Source organism: Ensifer sp. ENS10 (assembly GCF_014852025.1).
Lineage (GTDB): Bacteria > Pseudomonadota > Alphaproteobacteria > Rhizobiales > Rhizobiaceae > Ensifer.
The window spans coordinates 41,567-57,478 of sequence record NZ_JACVAS010000018.1; the positions used below are offsets into that span (position 1 = coordinate 41,567).

At 59.2% G+C, this 15,912-nt stretch carries 24 protein-coding genes; 21 read left to right on the plus strand and 3 right to left on the minus strand.

Annotation, left to right across the window (positions count from 1 at the left end; all coding sequences use genetic code 11):
* Window positions 1-35: 35 nt before the first annotated feature.
* On the minus strand, window positions 36-689 hold the full coding sequence (locus IB265_RS34650) for a hypothetical protein (RefSeq protein ID WP_192496024.1): 654 nt from the start codon (window positions 687-689) through the stop codon (window positions 36-38).
* Between the two features lie 131 nt (window positions 690-820).
* Between IB265_RS34650 and IB265_RS34655 the strand changes: the two genes are divergently transcribed.
* From IB265_RS34655 to IB265_RS34735, 19 genes are all read left to right on the plus strand, one after another.
* Window positions 821-3,301: a DNA-directed RNA polymerase gene (locus tag IB265_RS34655; protein ID WP_192496025.1), complete on the plus strand. Its 2,481-nt coding sequence runs from the start codon at window positions 821-823 to the stop codon at window positions 3,299-3,301.
* Window positions 3,302-3,394: 93 nt separating this feature from the next.
* Window positions 3,395-3,604: a hypothetical protein gene (locus IB265_RS34660; protein WP_192496026.1), complete on the plus strand. Its 210-nt coding sequence runs from the start codon at window positions 3,395-3,397 to the stop codon at window positions 3,602-3,604.
* Entirely contained in the window at window positions 3,601-3,870 is a 270-nt protein-coding gene (locus IB265_RS34665; RefSeq protein ID WP_192496027.1) for a hypothetical protein, read from the plus strand. The genes IB265_RS34660 and IB265_RS34665 overlap by 4 nt, the downstream gene beginning before the upstream one ends.
* A 66-nt stretch (window positions 3,871-3,936) precedes the next feature.
* Window positions 3,937-4,209 carry a hypothetical protein gene (locus IB265_RS34670; RefSeq protein WP_192496028.1) on the plus strand — a complete coding sequence of 91 codons (273 nt, stop codon included), beginning with the start codon at window positions 3,937-3,939 and terminating at the stop codon, window positions 4,207-4,209.
* Window positions 4,202-4,648: a hypothetical protein gene (locus tag IB265_RS34675; RefSeq protein WP_192496029.1), complete on the plus strand. Its 447-nt coding sequence runs from the start codon at window positions 4,202-4,204 to the stop codon at window positions 4,646-4,648. The genes IB265_RS34670 and IB265_RS34675 overlap by 8 nt, the downstream gene beginning before the upstream one ends.
* Entirely contained in the window at window positions 4,645-4,773 is a 129-nt protein-coding gene (locus IB265_RS37440; protein WP_256436689.1) for a hypothetical protein, read from the plus strand. Before IB265_RS34675 ends, IB265_RS37440 begins: the two co-directional genes overlap by 4 nt.
* A gap of 28 nt (window positions 4,774-4,801) precedes the next feature.
* Window positions 4,802-5,488: a hypothetical protein gene (locus tag IB265_RS34680; protein WP_192496030.1), complete on the plus strand. Its 687-nt coding sequence runs from the start codon at window positions 4,802-4,804 to the stop codon at window positions 5,486-5,488.
* Window positions 5,489-5,491: 3 nt separating this feature from the next.
* Window positions 5,492-5,962: an endodeoxyribonuclease gene (locus IB265_RS34685; RefSeq protein ID WP_192496031.1), complete on the plus strand. Its 471-nt coding sequence runs from the start codon at window positions 5,492-5,494 to the stop codon at window positions 5,960-5,962.
* Window positions 5,963-5,964: 2 nt separating this feature from the next.
* Complete coding sequence (locus IB265_RS34690; RefSeq protein WP_192496032.1) at window positions 5,965-6,183, plus strand: hypothetical protein; 219 nt, start codon at window positions 5,965-5,967, stop codon at window positions 6,181-6,183.
* A 31-nt stretch (window positions 6,184-6,214) separates the two neighbouring features.
* A complete protein-coding gene (locus IB265_RS34695; RefSeq protein WP_192496033.1) occupies window positions 6,215-6,475 on the plus strand; it encodes a hypothetical protein in 261 nt (86 codons plus the stop codon).
* Window positions 6,475-6,729, plus strand: coding sequence for a hypothetical protein (locus IB265_RS34700; protein WP_192496034.1), 255 nt, complete (start codon window positions 6,475-6,477; stop codon window positions 6,727-6,729). The genes IB265_RS34695 and IB265_RS34700 overlap by 1 nt, the downstream gene beginning before the upstream one ends.
* The gene (locus IB265_RS34705) at window positions 6,729-6,881 is read left to right on the plus strand and encodes a hypothetical protein (protein ID WP_192496035.1); all 153 of its coding nucleotides are present in this window, start codon (window positions 6,729-6,731) and stop codon (window positions 6,879-6,881) included. Before IB265_RS34700 ends, IB265_RS34705 begins: the two co-directional genes overlap by 1 nt.
* 6 nt (window positions 6,882-6,887) lie before the next feature.
* The gene (locus IB265_RS34710) at window positions 6,888-8,582 is read left to right on the plus strand and encodes a DnaB-like helicase C-terminal domain-containing protein (RefSeq protein ID WP_192496036.1); all 1,695 of its coding nucleotides are present in this window, start codon (window positions 6,888-6,890) and stop codon (window positions 8,580-8,582) included.
* A 241-nt stretch (window positions 8,583-8,823) separates the two neighbouring features.
* Complete coding sequence (locus IB265_RS37155) at window positions 8,824-10,791, plus strand: DNA polymerase (protein WP_246806140.1); 1,968 nt, start codon at window positions 8,824-8,826, stop codon at window positions 10,789-10,791.
* Between the two features lie 67 nt (window positions 10,792-10,858).
* A complete protein-coding gene (locus tag IB265_RS37160; RefSeq protein WP_375293109.1) occupies window positions 10,859-11,128 on the plus strand; it encodes a GIY-YIG nuclease family protein in 270 nt (89 codons plus the stop codon).
* A 30-nt stretch (window positions 11,129-11,158) separates the two neighbouring features.
* On the plus strand, window positions 11,159-11,332 hold the full coding sequence (locus tag IB265_RS34720) for a hypothetical protein (RefSeq protein WP_192496038.1): 174 nt from the start codon (window positions 11,159-11,161) through the stop codon (window positions 11,330-11,332).
* Entirely contained in the window at window positions 11,329-11,478 is a 150-nt protein-coding gene (locus IB265_RS34725) for a hypothetical protein (protein ID WP_192496039.1), read from the plus strand. Before IB265_RS34720 ends, IB265_RS34725 begins: the two co-directional genes overlap by 4 nt.
* 8 nt (window positions 11,479-11,486) lie before the next feature.
* A complete protein-coding gene (locus tag IB265_RS34730) occupies window positions 11,487-12,218 on the plus strand; it encodes a hypothetical protein (RefSeq protein WP_192496040.1) in 732 nt (243 codons plus the stop codon).
* Window positions 12,206-12,454 (plus strand): hypothetical protein, encoded by a 249-nt coding sequence (locus IB265_RS34735; RefSeq protein ID WP_192496041.1) that lies wholly within the window; start codon window positions 12,206-12,208, stop codon window positions 12,452-12,454. Before IB265_RS34730 ends, IB265_RS34735 begins: the two co-directional genes overlap by 13 nt.
* On the opposite strand, the gene IB265_RS34740 is transcribed toward IB265_RS34735, so the two are convergent.
* Both IB265_RS34740 and IB265_RS34745 read right to left on the minus strand, forming a co-directional pair.
* Window positions 12,441-12,638 carry a hypothetical protein gene (locus IB265_RS34740; protein ID WP_192496042.1) on the minus strand — a complete coding sequence of 66 codons (198 nt, stop codon included), beginning with the start codon at window positions 12,636-12,638 and terminating at the stop codon, window positions 12,441-12,443. The two genes, IB265_RS34735 and IB265_RS34740, sit on opposite strands and share 14 nt — an antisense overlap.
* Before the next feature lie 27 nt (window positions 12,639-12,665).
* Window positions 12,666-12,923 (minus strand): hypothetical protein, encoded by a 258-nt coding sequence (locus IB265_RS34745; protein WP_192496043.1) that lies wholly within the window; start codon window positions 12,921-12,923, stop codon window positions 12,666-12,668.
* Between the two features lie 495 nt (window positions 12,924-13,418).
* Between IB265_RS34745 and IB265_RS34750 the strand changes: the two genes are divergently transcribed.
* Together IB265_RS34750 and IB265_RS34755 are read left to right on the plus strand one after the other, a co-directional pair.
* A complete protein-coding gene (locus IB265_RS34750) occupies window positions 13,419-14,990 on the plus strand; it encodes a portal protein (protein ID WP_192496044.1) in 1,572 nt (523 codons plus the stop codon).
* 102 nt (window positions 14,991-15,092) lie between these two features.
* Window positions 15,093-15,908 (plus strand): hypothetical protein, encoded by an 816-nt coding sequence (locus tag IB265_RS34755; RefSeq protein ID WP_192496045.1) that lies wholly within the window; start codon window positions 15,093-15,095, stop codon window positions 15,906-15,908.
* Window positions 15,909-15,912 lie beyond the last annotated feature (4 nt).

Below are 15,912 nucleotides of genomic sequence, written 5' to 3' on the forward strand. Positions count from 1 at the left end.
CAAAGAAGACTACTCCGTCTGGGACGGAGGGCAGATCATTGCGTAGGGTGGACGCTCTCTGGTGATGCGGGTGTTTCAATCGCTGCCTTCTCAGTGGCATCCGTCTTGAGATCGGCAGTAAATGCCATTTTACGGAGCCTTGGTAGAGCCTCAGATAGTTGGGTAAACGTCCGCTTGTATTCTTCGATCTCTTCGGGATCGAGAAGCGAACGCTTGGCGCCCGTTAGCACCTCTGTCCGAAGACCCTCAATATATAACTTGGGGTGCTTCAATATCTGCATTTGCTTTTTGAACCGAGTAATGGCTTTGCCATCGACGTAGCTGAGAATAATCGCCGAAAGGCTCACCGTCCAAAACACGATTGTGTGTGCCGTGGTCATCGAGTCAGGATTCTGTGTCCCCAAAATCGAAAGGATCACTCCAATGGTCCACAATGACACTATGCTCATGGTGAAGATCACCACGCCCACCCCGTGGTAGATAAAGTAGGCAAAGAAGGCGTCGCGGCGCTGAAAGAGAGTGTTGTGAATGAGTCGAAGCTCTCCGATCAAGTATTTGGTGTAGCGCCTCTTGTTGAAGTGCTTGATTTTGTAGTCCAGCAGAGGCACCGCTACGGCGCCTATAATCCCCATAATTGATAGAGCCACCCCAACAAGAGGGGTCGAGAAGAACTTGATGATGGTTTCCATGAAGGTTCCCCTTTGAGCTTTCACACAATACTTGGTCGGCAGGTATTCAGACAGGGAACATCAACCAGCAGGAGAATGTATTGAGGGTTCATCCCCAGGAATTTCAGCGTCAGGTCGAGCTGGAGATCGACATGAGCAACCTCGGCGCGGCGCGGTTCGCCTCTCGCGTCAACAAGGAGATCGAACAGGATCGCGGTGGCGAGACCAAAGCTGTCCAATGGCTGATCAAGCGCGACATCAACACGGTATCGGAAGCGATCCGCCAGTTCGTGGCTGATGTCTACTCCGGTCGCCCGGGGCCGAAGGCCGTTGCCGCCAAGCTGGTTCGCGACATGAACCCTGACGTGGTTGCATTCATCGCGATCAAGTCGTGCCTCGGTCGGCTGATGTCGAAGACCATCACGCCCCTGACTAACCTCTCGCTCCACATCGCGTCAGCACTGGAGAATGAAGCTCGGTTCGAACGCTTCGCGATCCTGAACCCCGGGATGTTCGCTCGGTTGGAGAAAGACCTGACCCAAGACGGGGCCACCGAGCAGCACAAGCGGAAGGTCCTGATCTACGCCATGGGCAAGTACAACATCCCGTGGGATCGCTGGACCCGGAGCGACTGTGTTCTCCTCGGTTCGAAGATGGTCGAGATCGTCGCGAACGCCACCGGCCTGATCGAGTTCAGCCTAAACCAGACGGCCTTCACCGGTCACTACAAGGACCAGCATCAGGTCTTCCTGACCGAGAAGGCATCGGATTGGGTCAACAGTAGCCTCCTCCGGGGTGAACTCATGTTCCCCTACTACATGCCCACCATCATTCCACCCAAGAAATGGACCGGGCTGACAGGTGGGGGTTACCACTCGGATGCCGTCCGTCCGCTCGATCTCGTGCGCCGTGCCCGTAAGGAGCACAAGGAACTCCTGTTGGCCTCGGACATGACCAAGGTCCTCCGGGGCATCAACGCCATCCAGAACACGCCCTGGCAGATCAATCGTTCGATCCTCGACGTGATGAAGGAGCTGATTAAGGCTGGCTCGGGCATCGCAGGGACGGTCCCGCTCAAGGATGTCGAAATGCCGTCCAAGCCGTTTGACATCGACACCAACCCAGAGGCCCTGCGCCAGTGGAAGTGGGATGCCCGGGACGCCCATGCGGCGAATTACCGGCGACGGCAGGATCGACTGATCCAGCACGGTCTTCTCGAATTGGCGGAACGCTTCAAGGATGAGGCAGCGATCTACTTCCCGCACAACCTCGACTTCCGTGGTCGGGCCTACCCGGTCCCGCTCGTGCTGAACCCTCAGGGCTCTGATAACGTCAAGGCGCTGCTCCGGTTCGCCGAGGGCAAGCCTCTGGGTGAAGACGGGGAACGCTGGCTCGCGATCCACGGGGCGAACTGCTTCGGTGTCGACAAGGTCTCGTTCGAAGAGCGCGAGGATTGGGTCACCGCTAACACCAGCCGGATTGTCCGTTGCGCGTTCACACCCCTCGACGATCTCTGGTGGACCGAGGCCGATAAGCCATGGTGCTTCCTCGCGTTCTGCTTCGAGTGGGCTGAGATGCTTCAGTCGAAGCTCGACGGTCGTGAGTTCCTGTCGCACATCCCGATCGCGCAGGATGGCTCCTGCAATGGACTGCAGCACTTCTCCGCAATGCTCCTCGATAGCATCGGGGGTCGCGCCGTGAACCTGATCCCGGCAGACAAGCCGCAGGACATCTACCAAGCGGTCGCCGACCGAGTGATGGACAAACTGCGCCTAATTGTCTCCACTATCGGAGAGGTTGCCTTTGTGGAAATGGAGGAGCCGACCGAGGAGGACGCGAAGAAAAAGAAAGGGCCGACCCGGGAGGAACTCTCTCGGTGGTCCTATGGCTGGCTGGCCTTTGGCATGGACCGCAAGATCACCAAGCGTCCTGTCATGGTCCTGCCCTACGGCGGAACGCCCCGGTCGTGCCTCAAGTACATCGAGGAGTCTGTCATGGAGAAGATCAAAGGTGGAAAGGAACACAACTTTGGTGACGAACTCAAACGCGCAATCTCGTGGCTATCCAGCCTCGTCTGGGAGAGCATCGGAGATGTTGTGGTTGCCGCCAAGGACGCCATGGGCTGGCTCCAGAAGACTGCCCGACTATCCGCCAAGGCCAACAAGCCCCTCCACTGGCAGACGCCTTCCGGCTTCGTGGCCTACCAGCTCTATCCCGACGTCAAGCTTAAACTGATCAAGACGCGCATCAACGGCGCAATCGTCAGGCTCAGCAATTATGAGGAGACAGATACGGTCAATGGCTCAAAGCAGTCGACCAGCATCAGCCCCAACTACGTACACTCCATGGACGCAGCAGCCATGGTCCTCACCGCTGCCGAACTCGCCGAGGCCGGGGTCACCAACCTCGCGATGATCCATGACAGCTACGGTACCCACGCCTGTGACACGACCTTCCTCAACACGGTCCTGCGCAGGGTCTTCGTGGATATGTACCGGGCTCGACCACTACAGGCTCTCCGCGAGGAGGTCCTGATGCAATGCCCCGACATCGCTGATGATCTGCCCGAGCTTCCACAGGATGGAACACTCGATCTGCAACAGGTCATGAAGTCCGAGTTCTTCTTCGCCTAAACCTCTCCACACACGGAGAGATTGCCGACGTGGAACAATAGGGACAACAGTAGCGATTTCACCAACGAAACAGCAAACCAAGGATTTCTGAAGATGAACCAAGGTATCACCATCCGCTTCGGCGCAGCTCACAACAGCCTGTCGCTCGACACGGGCCCGTCCTTCGACATGTCCACCATGGACAAGACCAAGCGCTACGAACTGCGCCGCGCCCTGATCGAAGGTCTCAAGCGCCACGGCTACTTCGGCAAGAAGGAACAGCGCCGCGCCCACTTCCGCGCTCGCCAACAGGCCGCAGCATGACCCCCACGAACATCCTCCTGAACCACCTCGGCTTCAACGGGCGGTGGCACACGGCCTCGGAAATCTTTGAACAGACTGGGATATCCCCGGTCGAAGTCAGGCAGATCGCCGGGGACAACGGCAGCAAGATCATTGGTGGTCCGAAGGGCTACCGCCTCGTCACCGCCGCCACACGTCACGAGATCGAGGCCGCATGTCGGAGCCTCCGTTCCCGGGCCGCAAAGATCAACGAACGCGCTGCACTACTGGAGACCACACTGGCATGACCCAGCTCGCTTTCCTCCTCGCCATCGTCGGCATGACCTACATCGTCTTCAGAGACCGAGGCCCCCATGCACCGGTTTGATCGAGACGCCTTCAACTCGGCCAATCCCAAGGTCGTCGCCGGGGCCACACTGCAGACCCTCATGGGTTTGGAGAACCACAAGCCTCACGTCCAGATCATGGCGGCAGCAGCCGTCTTCCTCTCCCTCGCTGAACATATTGGTATTCCTGCTCAGGAAGCCTTCGCAGCGACCAAGAACCTCATCAACGACACTGAGGGAAAGCGCACCGAGTTCCGCGCCCTCGACGCATATATGAAAGGCGAAATCTTCCATGGCTAAGTTCATCGCAGGTCAGACCGTTGTTTGCATCGACGCCAAGAGCAAGCGCTACCTCACCGAGGGTAAGAGCTACGTGGTCATTGAAGCGTCGTCGAGCGGCCGCAGTGTTTTGGTCAAGGACGACAGCGGGGTCCGCCGAGGCACACTGGCCAGCCGATTCCAGTCCAAGGTCGCTTACGAGCAGGAGAAGATGGAACGCTTCTTCGAGAACGTACCCGCTGGCACAATCATCCCGGTTCCCCGAGGCATGGTAGGCGGACACATGCTCGTCCAGGCTATGCCGAAGAAGGCGAAGACCCCGCGCACCGTCAAGATCGACCCGCTCGACGCCAAGGTCGCGCTGACGAAGATGCTCAAGGAAGTCTACGGCATCGAAGCTACGGTCGAACAGGTGATTGGTTCGATGGACAAGTCGCTTGAGCTGGTGCTCGCGGCATGACCCGGGAACTAAAGGCAGCAATCCTCATCTGGAAGCGCGGCGATCCAATCGACACCTTCCTCCATTCCAAACTCGAAGCTCAGGGTCTGAATGTCCCGAAGCTTGAACGGCGTTATCGCGCCTAAATCTCTCCACAGAAGGAACAATTCCGTAATGGCAAAGAAAGAAACCCCGAAGTACCGCTCCCCCCGTGGCATCGCAGTCTACCCGCGTCTCGACAGCCCGGACACGAAGTACAACACGCACGGCAACTACTCGGCCAAGCTGAAGCTGCCGGTGGCTGATGCCAAGGCTTTCATCCAGAAGCTGCAGGAAATCGCCAAGCCGCACTTCGGTAAGCCCCTCCCCATCAAGAAGAACCCGTGCTGGTTCTACGAGAAGGTGACCGACGAGGACACCGGGGAAGAGACCGAGACCGGCTTCGTCATCTTCAACTTCGTGGCGAAGAACCGCATGGTGAAGGACAAGAAGTCCGGCGAGATGCGCCTCTGGGATCGCAAGCCCAAGCTCTTCTCGGCCTCGGGCAAGGTCGTCAGCAAGGCTCGTGTCGGCGCAGGTTCCGAATACGTGGTGACCTTCGAGGTCTACCTCGGCAAGGACAACGACGGCAATCCGACGATGCAGCTTCAGCCGGTCGCGGTCCAGATTTACAAGCTGGTCGAATACAGCGGCGCTGGTGAGCACGTCGATCCGTCCGCCTACGGCATCGAAGCCGAGGAAGGCGGTTGGGAACCCGAGGAAGACGACGGTTCGGACGACAGCCAGGACGACGGCGACAGCGACGGTTCGGACGCAGGTTCGGACGAGAGCGGCGACGAAGAAGAGAACCACGACTTCTAATCAATGGCCGTCAAGAAGACGAAAGCACAGGTCGGAGCCCTTCATGGGTTCCGGTCTGGCCTCGAAGACGTAAATGCTCGGTTCCTGACCGAATGGAATGTCTCGGTCGCCTACGAACAGTACGACCTGACCTACACGAAACCGGCGACACTCCACCGGTACACCCCTGATTTCATCCTGCCGAACGGCATCGTCGTTGAAACCAAGGGCAGGTTCCTCACGGCAGATCGCCAGAAGCACATCCTGATCAAGAAGCAGCACCCGCAGCTCGATCTCAGGTTCGTCTTCTCCAACCCGAACACCAAAATCTCCAAGCAGTCCACCACCACCTATGCCGTGTGGTGCCAGACGCATGGCTTCCAATACGCCGCCAAGGTCATCCCGAGGGAATGGCTCGCTGAGCCCAACGACCCGGTCAGGCAGGAAGCCCTCTCCAACATTCTCCGCAAGAAACCCGCCAAGAAAGGCACCTGATCATGAAGTTCTTCTCCTTCCGCCCGACGACCGACCGCGCAATCGCTGGCTTCTCCAAGGCTCTCGACCAGCTCGATGCTGTGGTGAGCTCTGAGACCGACAAGCTCCGCAAGATCGCTGGCAAGATCGACAACCTCCGCGATCAGCAGGACGCCGCGATCACCCGCAAGGTCCGCGCCGAGACTATCTCGCGCCGCCTCGCTGGCCTCCTCGCCGACTAATCCAGCCGAACCAGTCAAAGGACACATGCACATGACACTCAAGGCTTCGAACATCTTCCTTCTCACCATCGGCTCGCTCATTGGCGTCCTCGCGATCCTCACCACGGAATATGCGGCAGTCATCACCGGCTACTTCGTTCTGGTCCTCGCGGCGCTTATCGCCTTCGCCGTCGCTATCCATGAAGGTCGTCCTCTCTACACCGTCCGCGAGGGTGTGAAGTTCTTCGTCGGTCTGGGGCTTCTCGTCTGGCTTCTTGCGGTCGTCGCCGCGGCAGCACTGGCGGCATTCTGATGGCAGTATCCATGGAAGAACTGAGGGAGATGGCTGATCGTCTCCCTCGGACGATACGCGAGTGCCGCGACCGATACTACACCGTCGCTCATCTCCCCGAGATCACCCCGACTTCCTACCGTGACCGGAACATCGTCTCGGCGTGGCACATGCAGGTCGACAAGATCACGTTCCACCACCGCGAAGTTCTCGTGGACGGCGTCCGGTGCCTCGCTTGGTACTACCACGACGTTCTCGTCAGGGTGTGCGTCTGATGGCCGGGATGTTCATCGGCATCGCGATAGTCTGGGCGATCATCATCATGGTCATCGTCTTCGCCCTTCTCGCGGAGAGCTATCCACTCCTCGCTTTCGCGACTTTCGTCACCGCCGCAGGTGCGCTCATTGGTTGGTCAGTAGGCAACTAACTCCCGTTGACCACCGAAGATAGCGAGTTCCTTCAGCACGAGCCGTGCCCGAAGTGCCACTCCTCAAACAACCTCGCCCGTTACACCGACGGCCACGCTTACTGCTTTGGCTGCGAGTATTATGAACCCGGAGACAAATCGATAGAAAGAGACGAGGCTCCTCGCGAGAGGAAAGACCTTGGTCTGATCGCCATTGGCGAGCCAACCGACTGGCCGTCCCGTGGCATCACACTCGAAAGCGCCAAGAAATGGGGCTTCACACGATCTGAGCTTGGCGGACAAGTCGTTCGCATCTTCAACTACCGAAACGCTCATCAACAAGTCGCCGCGCAGAAGGTGCGCTTCCAGAAGAAGGACTTCCGTTTCCTCGGGGATACCGGCGAAGTCGGCCTCTACGGGATGCACCTCTGGAAGAACGGCGGCAAACGCATCGTCATCACCGAGGGCGAGATCGACGCCATCTCCGTCAGCCAGGCACAGGGACACAAGTGGCCCGTCGTCTCGGTCCCGACTGGAGCCAAGGGCGCGAAGAAGACCCTCAGGAAGAACCTCGAATGGCTGAACCAGTTCGAAGAAGTCGTCCTCATGTTCGACATGGACGAACCCGGGCAGGAAGCCGTCAAGGAATGCTACGACCTGTTCGTCCCGGGCCGCTGCAAGGTGGCCTCGCTCCCTGAGGGCTTCAAGGACGCCAACGACATGCTCAAGGCCGGTAAGGTCAAGGAGATCGTTGACGCCATCTGGCAAGCCAAGGTGGTCCGCCCAGACGGTATCGTGAACGGGGCCGACATGTTCGACCTCGTGAACACCGAGGACGACCTGATCTCCCAGAGCCTCCCGTTCGTTGGTCTCCAGACCATGATGCGGGGTGTCCGCCTCGGCGAGCTGATCACGCTAACCGCAGGTTCCGGAATCGGCAAATCCGCGGTTGTCCGTGAGATCGCCTACCACCTCCTGTCCTTGGGCGAAACCGTGGGCATGATGATGCTGGAGGAGAACACAAAGCGCACGGCCCTCGGGCTGATGGGCCTCGCCGCCAACAAGCCGCTCCATATCGATCGCTCGGGTGTCACCGAGGAGGAGTTCAAGGGAGCGTTCGACACCACCCTCGGTACCGGACGACTGTTCCTCTACGATCACTTCGGCTCGACCGAGATCGAGAACCTGCTGAACAAGGTCCGCTACCTCGCCAAAGGTTGCGGCGCACGGTTTATCGTCATCGACCACCTCTCGATTGTCATCTCCGGTCAGGAAGACGGCGACGAGCGGCGGATGATCGACAACGCCATGACAGCGCTCAAGGCTCTGGCCATGGAGTGCAACGTCTGCATCTTCCTGATCTCGCACCTGAAGCGCCCGAGCGGCGACAAGGGGCACGAGCAGGGCGCAGAGACCGCCCTCGCCCAGCTTCGCGGTTCTCACGCTATCGCCCAGCTCTCCGACTTCGTGATCGGCCTGGAGCGCAACCAGCAGAACGTCAACACGATCACCTACAACGGCAAGACCTACACCATCAACAATGTGACGACCCTGCGCATCCTCAAGAACCGGTTCACCGGGGAGACGGGACCAGCGGGTTGGCTCCTGTTCGACAAGGAGACCGGGCGTCTCTTCGAGCTGATGGAAGACCCGACCGAGAAGAAGGATGGCGGGGGTGGATCCAGCTTTGACGACGATGACGACGGCGACGCGCCCTTCTGATGCAAGACCACACCAATGAGGCCCTGCCCTCACATCTCAAGGTCTCCCGCAAGGGAGGCCAACTGATCCTCACCACACGCACAGCCACGATCTACTTGGACGCTTCCCGCTGGAAGGAGGTGGTCGCGGCAATCACGGAGGTTTCTAACTGACGGACACATCCTCGGGCGGTTTCGAATGGACCGTCCCGAGTTCACCCACGCTCGTCTTCGACATCGAGTCGGACGGCCTGATACCCGAGATGACCAAGGTTCATTCCTTGGTGATCAAGGATGCGAATACCGGCGAGACCTGGAGCTGTTCCGACAACTTCTGGATCAACCCGGAGACTGACGAGCGAAGGACCTACGTCTCCATCGAGACCGGCCTTCAGATGCTCATGGTGGCTGGCGTCGTCGTCGGCCACAACATCATCGACTTCGACATCCCCGCGATCCAGAAGCTCTACCCGTGGTTCAAGCCGAAGGGCGCGATCCGCGACACCATCGTCATGTCCCGTCTCATGTACGCCGACATGCGGGACGCCGACTTCCGGCAACTGGATAAGCGCAAGAAGGCCGGAAAGCAGTGGATCGAGCTGAAGCTGTTCGGTCGTCACTCGCTGGAAAGCTGGGGCGCTCGCCTCGGTCTCTGGAAGGGCGACTACGGTGACATCCGCAAGAAGGAAGGCATCAAGCTCGGGCTGAAGGGCGAAGCGCTCACGGCCTATGTCTGGGGCACTTGGTCCGTAGACATGCAGGATTACTGCGAGCAGGACGTCGAGGTCACCGCCAAGCTCTGGGAACGGCTGAACAGCAAGGGCTTCTCCGACGAGAGCATCCAGCTTGAACACGCCGTCCGCACCATCATCTCGCGACAGGAACGCTACGGCTTCGCCTTCGACGAGAAGAAGGCCGCAGGGTTGTACGCCAAGCTCGCTGGTGAGAAGGCCGGACTTGAGGGACAGCTCTCCAAGGAGTTCGCCCCGTGGTTCCGCTTCGAGGAAGAAGTCGAGGTCACTTCGTCTCGATCCGTGAAGCGAACCGATCTCGATGTAACGGTCACCGTCCGCAGGTTCTCTCCCAAGACCGGCAAGGAACTGACCCCATATGTCGGCCCGGTGCGCGAGCACTACGAGGTAGGCGCGACATACTCCAAGGTCAAGCTCAAGGCGTTCAACCCGGGCTCTCGGCAGGACATCGCGAACCGACTGATCAAGCTCTACGGGTGGAAGCCCAAGGAGTTCACGTCGGACGGATCGCCGAAGGTAGACGAAGAGGTTCTCAAGGGCCTCAAGTTCCCCGCTGCCAAGACCCTGTTCCGCTACCTGATGATCCAGAAGCGGATCGGCCAGCTCGCCGAGGGCAAGGAAGCGTGGCTCAAGCACGTCCGAAACGGGCGCATCCACGGTCAGGTCAACACCAACGGCGCTGTCACGGGTCGCATGACCCACAACAAGCCGAACGTGGCCCAGGTCCCGAGTTCACGCTCGCCGTTCGGTCACGAGTGCCGAGAGCTGTTCTACGCGACAGCCGGGAAGCTGCTGGTTGGCTGCGATGCCGACGCTCTGGAGCTTCGCGATCTCGCTGGCTACATGGCCGCTTACGATCAAGGCGCGTACATCAAGACGGTCCTCGAAGGGAAGAAAGAGGACGGGACCGACATGCATACCCAGAACGCCAAGGCGCTCGGGTGTGATCGCGATACGGCGAAGACTTGGTTCTACGCCTTCATCTACGGTTCCGGCGACTTCAACCTCGGTGTCATCCTCGGTGTCACGGGGTCGAAACAGAAGGTCACTGCGGCTGGTCGTGCGGCTCGCTCGCGCTTCCTCAAGGCCCTCCCGGCGCTCAGCAAACTGATCGACGCGGTCAAGAAGAAGGCCATCAAGCAGGGCTTCCTCAAGGGTCTCGACGGTCGTCTCCTGTACGTCCGCTCGGAACATGCAGCTCTCAACACGCTCCTGCAGTCTGCGGGTGCGATCCAGATGAAACGAGCCCTCGTCATCCTCGACAACCAACTTCAGGAACTCGGGTTAATCCCCGGTATTCATTACGAGTTTGTCGCGAACGTCCATGACGAGTGGCAGATTGAGGTCGATGAAGACAAGGCAGACCTCGTCGGACGAACGGCAGCTAACGCCATCCGTCTCGCCGGGGAATACTACAACTTCCGATGCCAGCTCGCCGGTAACTACGACACCGGACGCAACTGGGCGGAGACACACTAAGACCTCGCAGAACACCCCGGGCTTCGTCTACGTCGCCGTCAATCCGGCATGGCCCGGGTACTGCAAGGTGGGCCTCGCGCTCAATATCCAGAACCGGCTGCACCAGATGCAGACCAACTGTCCCCACCGGGACTATTCCTTCTTCACCATCAGGGAGTTCCATGATCGCAAACAAGCTGAGGCAGTTCTACACGGCCTACTCGATGGTTACCGCCTACCCGGAACCGAGTGGTTCGCCATACACCCAGAGGAAGCCGCTGGTTTGCTTTGGGCCGTCGCTCGCCGGGATGCTCTCGCAGCAGGACCGGAAGGCGATGCGGGAGAACCTGACGAATAAATACGGCATCACGCAGATTGAGGCAGACGAATGAGCAAGCACGACACGACTGAGTACGTCACGATCCCGAAGCGGGAGTACGAAAGCCTGAAGGACGCTGCCCTGTGGCGTCGATGCTTGGAGGGCGGTGGCGTGGACAACTGGTCCTACTACTCGGACAGCCTCCGCGAGGGCGGCTACTTCGATGAGGAGGACGAGGGATGAGCCCCCTCAAGAAGCTCCTCTGCCGCCTCGGCGCACACCGGTTCATCAAGATGCCGGTCAAGTGCATCACCCTCCCGAACCACCGCAACATCATCGTCTGTGAGAGCGTCTGTTCGCTCTGCGGATACAAAGACGATCTTCGATAGGAGAATTTTTGAGAACACTGCTGATCGACGGGGACATCTTCGTCGTATCGACCTTAGCCACCCACGAAGTCGAGACTGACTGGGGTGACGACCAATGGACACTTCATTGTGACGTGAAGGCCGCAAAGGCATCGATCCTTGAGGCCATCGAGAATATCAAGACCGAGCTGGACGCCGATGACGCGATCATCTGCCTGTCCATGGGCGAGACCTTCCGCCATCGCCTGTCGCCCGACTACAAGGCTGGCCGAGGTCGAAAGCCGGTCGGAACCGGGGAGGTCAAGCGCTGGCTCATCGAAGAGAAAGGCGCGAAGCTCAAGCCCGGGATCGAAGCCGACGACACCATGGGCATCCTCGCGACACACCCGAAGCTCATCAAGGGCGAGAAGATCATCGTCAGCCAGGACAAGGACATGCTCACCATCCCGGGCAAGCTCTACCGTGGTGGCGAGGTGATCGACGTGTCGCCGGGTGAAGCTCGGTATAACTGGATGATGCAGACGCTGACCGGGGATGTCACCGATGGCTACCCAGGGCTCAAGGGAATGGGCAAGGTCAAGGCTGCGAAGCTGCTCGACAAGCTTGGACCCGACGAGGACCCGTGGCCACATGTGGTCGCAGCCTACGAGAAAGCCGGCTTCACAGCCGAGGATGCTCTCCTTCAGGCCCGTCTCGCCCGTATCCTTCACTGGACGGACTACGACTTTAAGACCAACGAGGCCAAGCTGTGGCAACCGTGAAGTCGGACGGGGGCTCGACCTCGTATTACAACATCCCCGAGTATGCCACCGATCTCCAAGACCTCATCGAGTACAAGCGGATGGAGTTCGGGATCGGCAACATATTCAAGGCTTGCTACCGCTTCGGCGGGAAGGACGGCACGTCCAAGAGGTATGACTTGAACAAGATCATCTTCTTTGCGAAGCGGGAGTTGGCAAGGATGGATCGAGACGAAGACGCCGTCATCTCCCCGTAGAAATAGAGAGCTTCAACCAAACTTCAGAAGGCTCAAGCTCAATCTCATAGTAGATGTCCGACGCCGCCAAGCGTACGCGCGACGTGGTGCCGTTATTGGCCGTTTCAATCGCCGAGACCTGCTCCGGGTTGAGGTAAACCCACCCGTCATCACCGAGCTGTTTCAAAGCAACGAAGGTAGTCATGCAGCGTCCTCATATTGCTTGTCGGGCTCACGAAATCCTCGGAAGCGGCTTACGCTGCTGCCCCTGTCCAACGCCCTTCCAGACGTTCGTAAGATCGGCCACGACCTGATCGTAGTCGCCCTTAACGGTATACGCCAAATGGCCATTATTGATCGGGGAGGTTGTGTGAATGACGGTAAAGTTCTTATCCAATGGATGAAGCGAGACTACGTGCTCGGGGTTGATTGCAACTCTGTTATACGGCGGATCGAAGTCCAGTTCGAACATTGCGTACTTAAGGGACATGCGGTTCTCCAGTTTCATTGAACATGCCCACTTAAAGTAGAGGTCGGCGGATTGTTCTTCAAGATAGGGGCAACAGTAGCATGTCTCAGGACGCCCTTGATAAACCCTATGTTTCCCAACAGTTGGTGGAACACTTGGAGACGGTCTACCCGGATCGTCTCACGAGTGACCTACTGACAATGACAGACCGCGAGCTTGGCTCTTTGGTTGGCCGACGCATCGTAGTCGACTACCTGAAGGGCCTCCTCGCTCAGCAAGAAGAGGAGAACATTCTACTTGTGCCCGCCTAAGCGGCCAAAGATCATGAAGGCCGATCCCGTGATCGCGCCACCGCCGCCGCCGACTGATGTCCAGAAGGCTCCGGTCTTGAACGAGGCCACAATCCCGGCTGCATCTGAGGGTGCAACCGCCAGCATCAACCGCAGGGGCCGCTCGTCCCTCGTGATCCCACTGACCAACACCCGGCAATCCGGGGTCAACATCCCCCGATAAGCATTGGCTGAACTCGAGCAAGTCTCGGCCAAGGCTCTCTACGACAAGCTCGTCACCGACCGCAGCCCGTATCTCAAGCGGGCACAGGACGCTGCAGCTTTGACGGTTCCGCATCTGATGCCGCCCGACGGTGTCACCGCGTCAACCGCGTTCGAAGAGCCCTCGCAAAGTCTGGGTGCCCGGGGTGTGCGCCATATTGCATCCAAGGTGCAACTCGCGCTCTTCCCGATCAACACTCCTCCGTTCAAGTACGAAATCGATGACATCGCTGTCCGCAAGGAGAACGAGGCCAACGGTGGCAAGAACGGGGAAATCAACAAGGCTCTCTCCGAAAGAGAACGTGCTGTCGTCTCCGAGATGTACGGTTCCGTGTTCCGCCCTGTGTCATTCGAAGCGTGTCGCCAGCTCATCGTTGCTGGGAACTACCTCCTGTTCATCCCGAAGGAGGGCCGCCCGAGAGGCTTCAGGCTCAACCAGTACGTCGTCGACCGTGACGGCGCTGGTAACGTCCTCGACATTGTCGTCAAGGAAAGTATGTCTCGCGAGGCACTCCCCAAGGAGATCGTCGCCAAGCTCGGCCAGACCGAACAGAAGGACGCCGACCGAGACGCAAACATCGACCTCTACACCCACATCCGCCGTGTCGAAGAGAAGTTCCTCGTCCGTCAGCAGATCGATGACGTGGAGGTGGCGGATGGTGGCGACTATCCGATTGCCGACGTTCCGTGGCTCGCGCTCCGTCTCACGTACATCGAAGGTGAGAACTACGGTCGCGGCTTCGTTGACGAGTACATGGGTGACCTCACGGCGCTCAATGCTCTGACCGAAGCTCTCCGCGACGGTACCGCACAGTCGGCCAAGGTCGTCTGGCTCGTCGCCCCGAACTCCGTCATCAAGGCCAAGCAACTCGCTCAGGCACGGAACGGCGGTTTCGTCACAGGTGAAGCCAACTCGGTAGTCCCGCTCCAGGTCAACAAACAGGCCGACTTCAGCGTGGCCGAGCGCTTCATCGCACAGCTCATCGAGCGTCTCTCCTATGCCTTCATGCTCAACAGCGCAGTCCAGCGCAACGGCGAGCGTGTCACGGCAGAAGAGATCAGGTTCATGGCCAACGAACTGGATCAGGGAATGGGCGGCATCTACTCGCTGCTCTCCGAAGAGTTCCAGCTCCCGGTCATCCGCCTTTACGAGAAGCGCATGGAGCATAACCGCAAGGTTCCTCCGCTTCCCAAGGGTGTCACCAGCGTGAAAGTCATCGCCGGTCTCGATGCTCTTGGTCGAGGTAACGACCTTCAAAACCTCGACGCTTTCATCGCCGGTCTCGGACAATTGTTCGGCCCGGAGGAAGTCGCTCGCCGGATCAACGCTGGCGAATACATGTCCAGACGTGGTGCTGCCCTCGGCATCGACACGAATGGTCTCGTCCGCACCGACGACGAACTTAGCGCTGGCGACCAGAACGCTCAGATGCAGCAGCTCATGGAGAAGCTCGGTCCTCAGGCAATCGCTCAGATGGGCGGAATGGCCAAGGAGGGAATGAAACAACAAGCAGCAGAAGGAGCCCCCGTTGGCTGACGAAACACCGAAGACTGAACCCAAGGCCCGCACCCGGGCCAAACCTGTACCGGCACCTGCCGTTGACGAAACCAAGCCCGTACACATCAGAGAGGACTACTAATGCAGATCGCAGCACCAGCAGCGACGACCCCCGAAGTTACCACCCCGGAAGCATCTCAGGTTGATCCTGCTGCTGCCGCTCTCGCAGCCGCTGCTGAAGCCGCCCCGGCATCGACCGAGGACGCACTCAGGGCCAAGGCTGATGAAGCATCTCAGGCCAGCGCCCCGGCACGACCCGAGTGGCTCCCCGAGGGTTTCGACACCCCGGAAGACTTCGCCAAGGCTTATGCCGATCTGAAGGCTGGCACGACCACGACCGAAGCTGAGACCCCGGCAGCAACCGAGGCCGAGGCCCAGGTCGAAACCGAGACCCAGACCCCGGCACCTGTCGTCGATGTCAAGGCCGTCAGCGCCGAGTTCGCCGAGAAGGGCGAGCTTTCCGAAGCCACCTATGCCGATCTCGCTGCCAAGGGCTTCGACAAGGCGTTCGTGGACAGCTTCATTGAAGGCCAACAGGCTCGCGCCGATGCCGTGGACCGTCGTCTGACGGAAGCAGCCGGCGGTAAGGAGCATCTGGATCGCATGTTCGCATGGGCGTCCACCTCCCTGACCGCCGACGAGATCAACACCTACAATGCCTCGTTCGCCAACGCCGACGTTAACGCCGCAGAGATCGCCATCGGGCAGCTCAAGGCCAAGTACGAAGCGGCTAATGGTCGTCCTGGCTCTCTGATCGAGGGCAAGACCCCTTCACCCACCGCAGACAGCTTTGGCTCTTGGGCCGAAGTCACCGAAGCAATGAGCGATCCGCGCTACGAGAAGGACCCGGCATATCGGGCCAAGGTCGAAGCCAAGATCGCCAGATCCAGCATCTAACCTA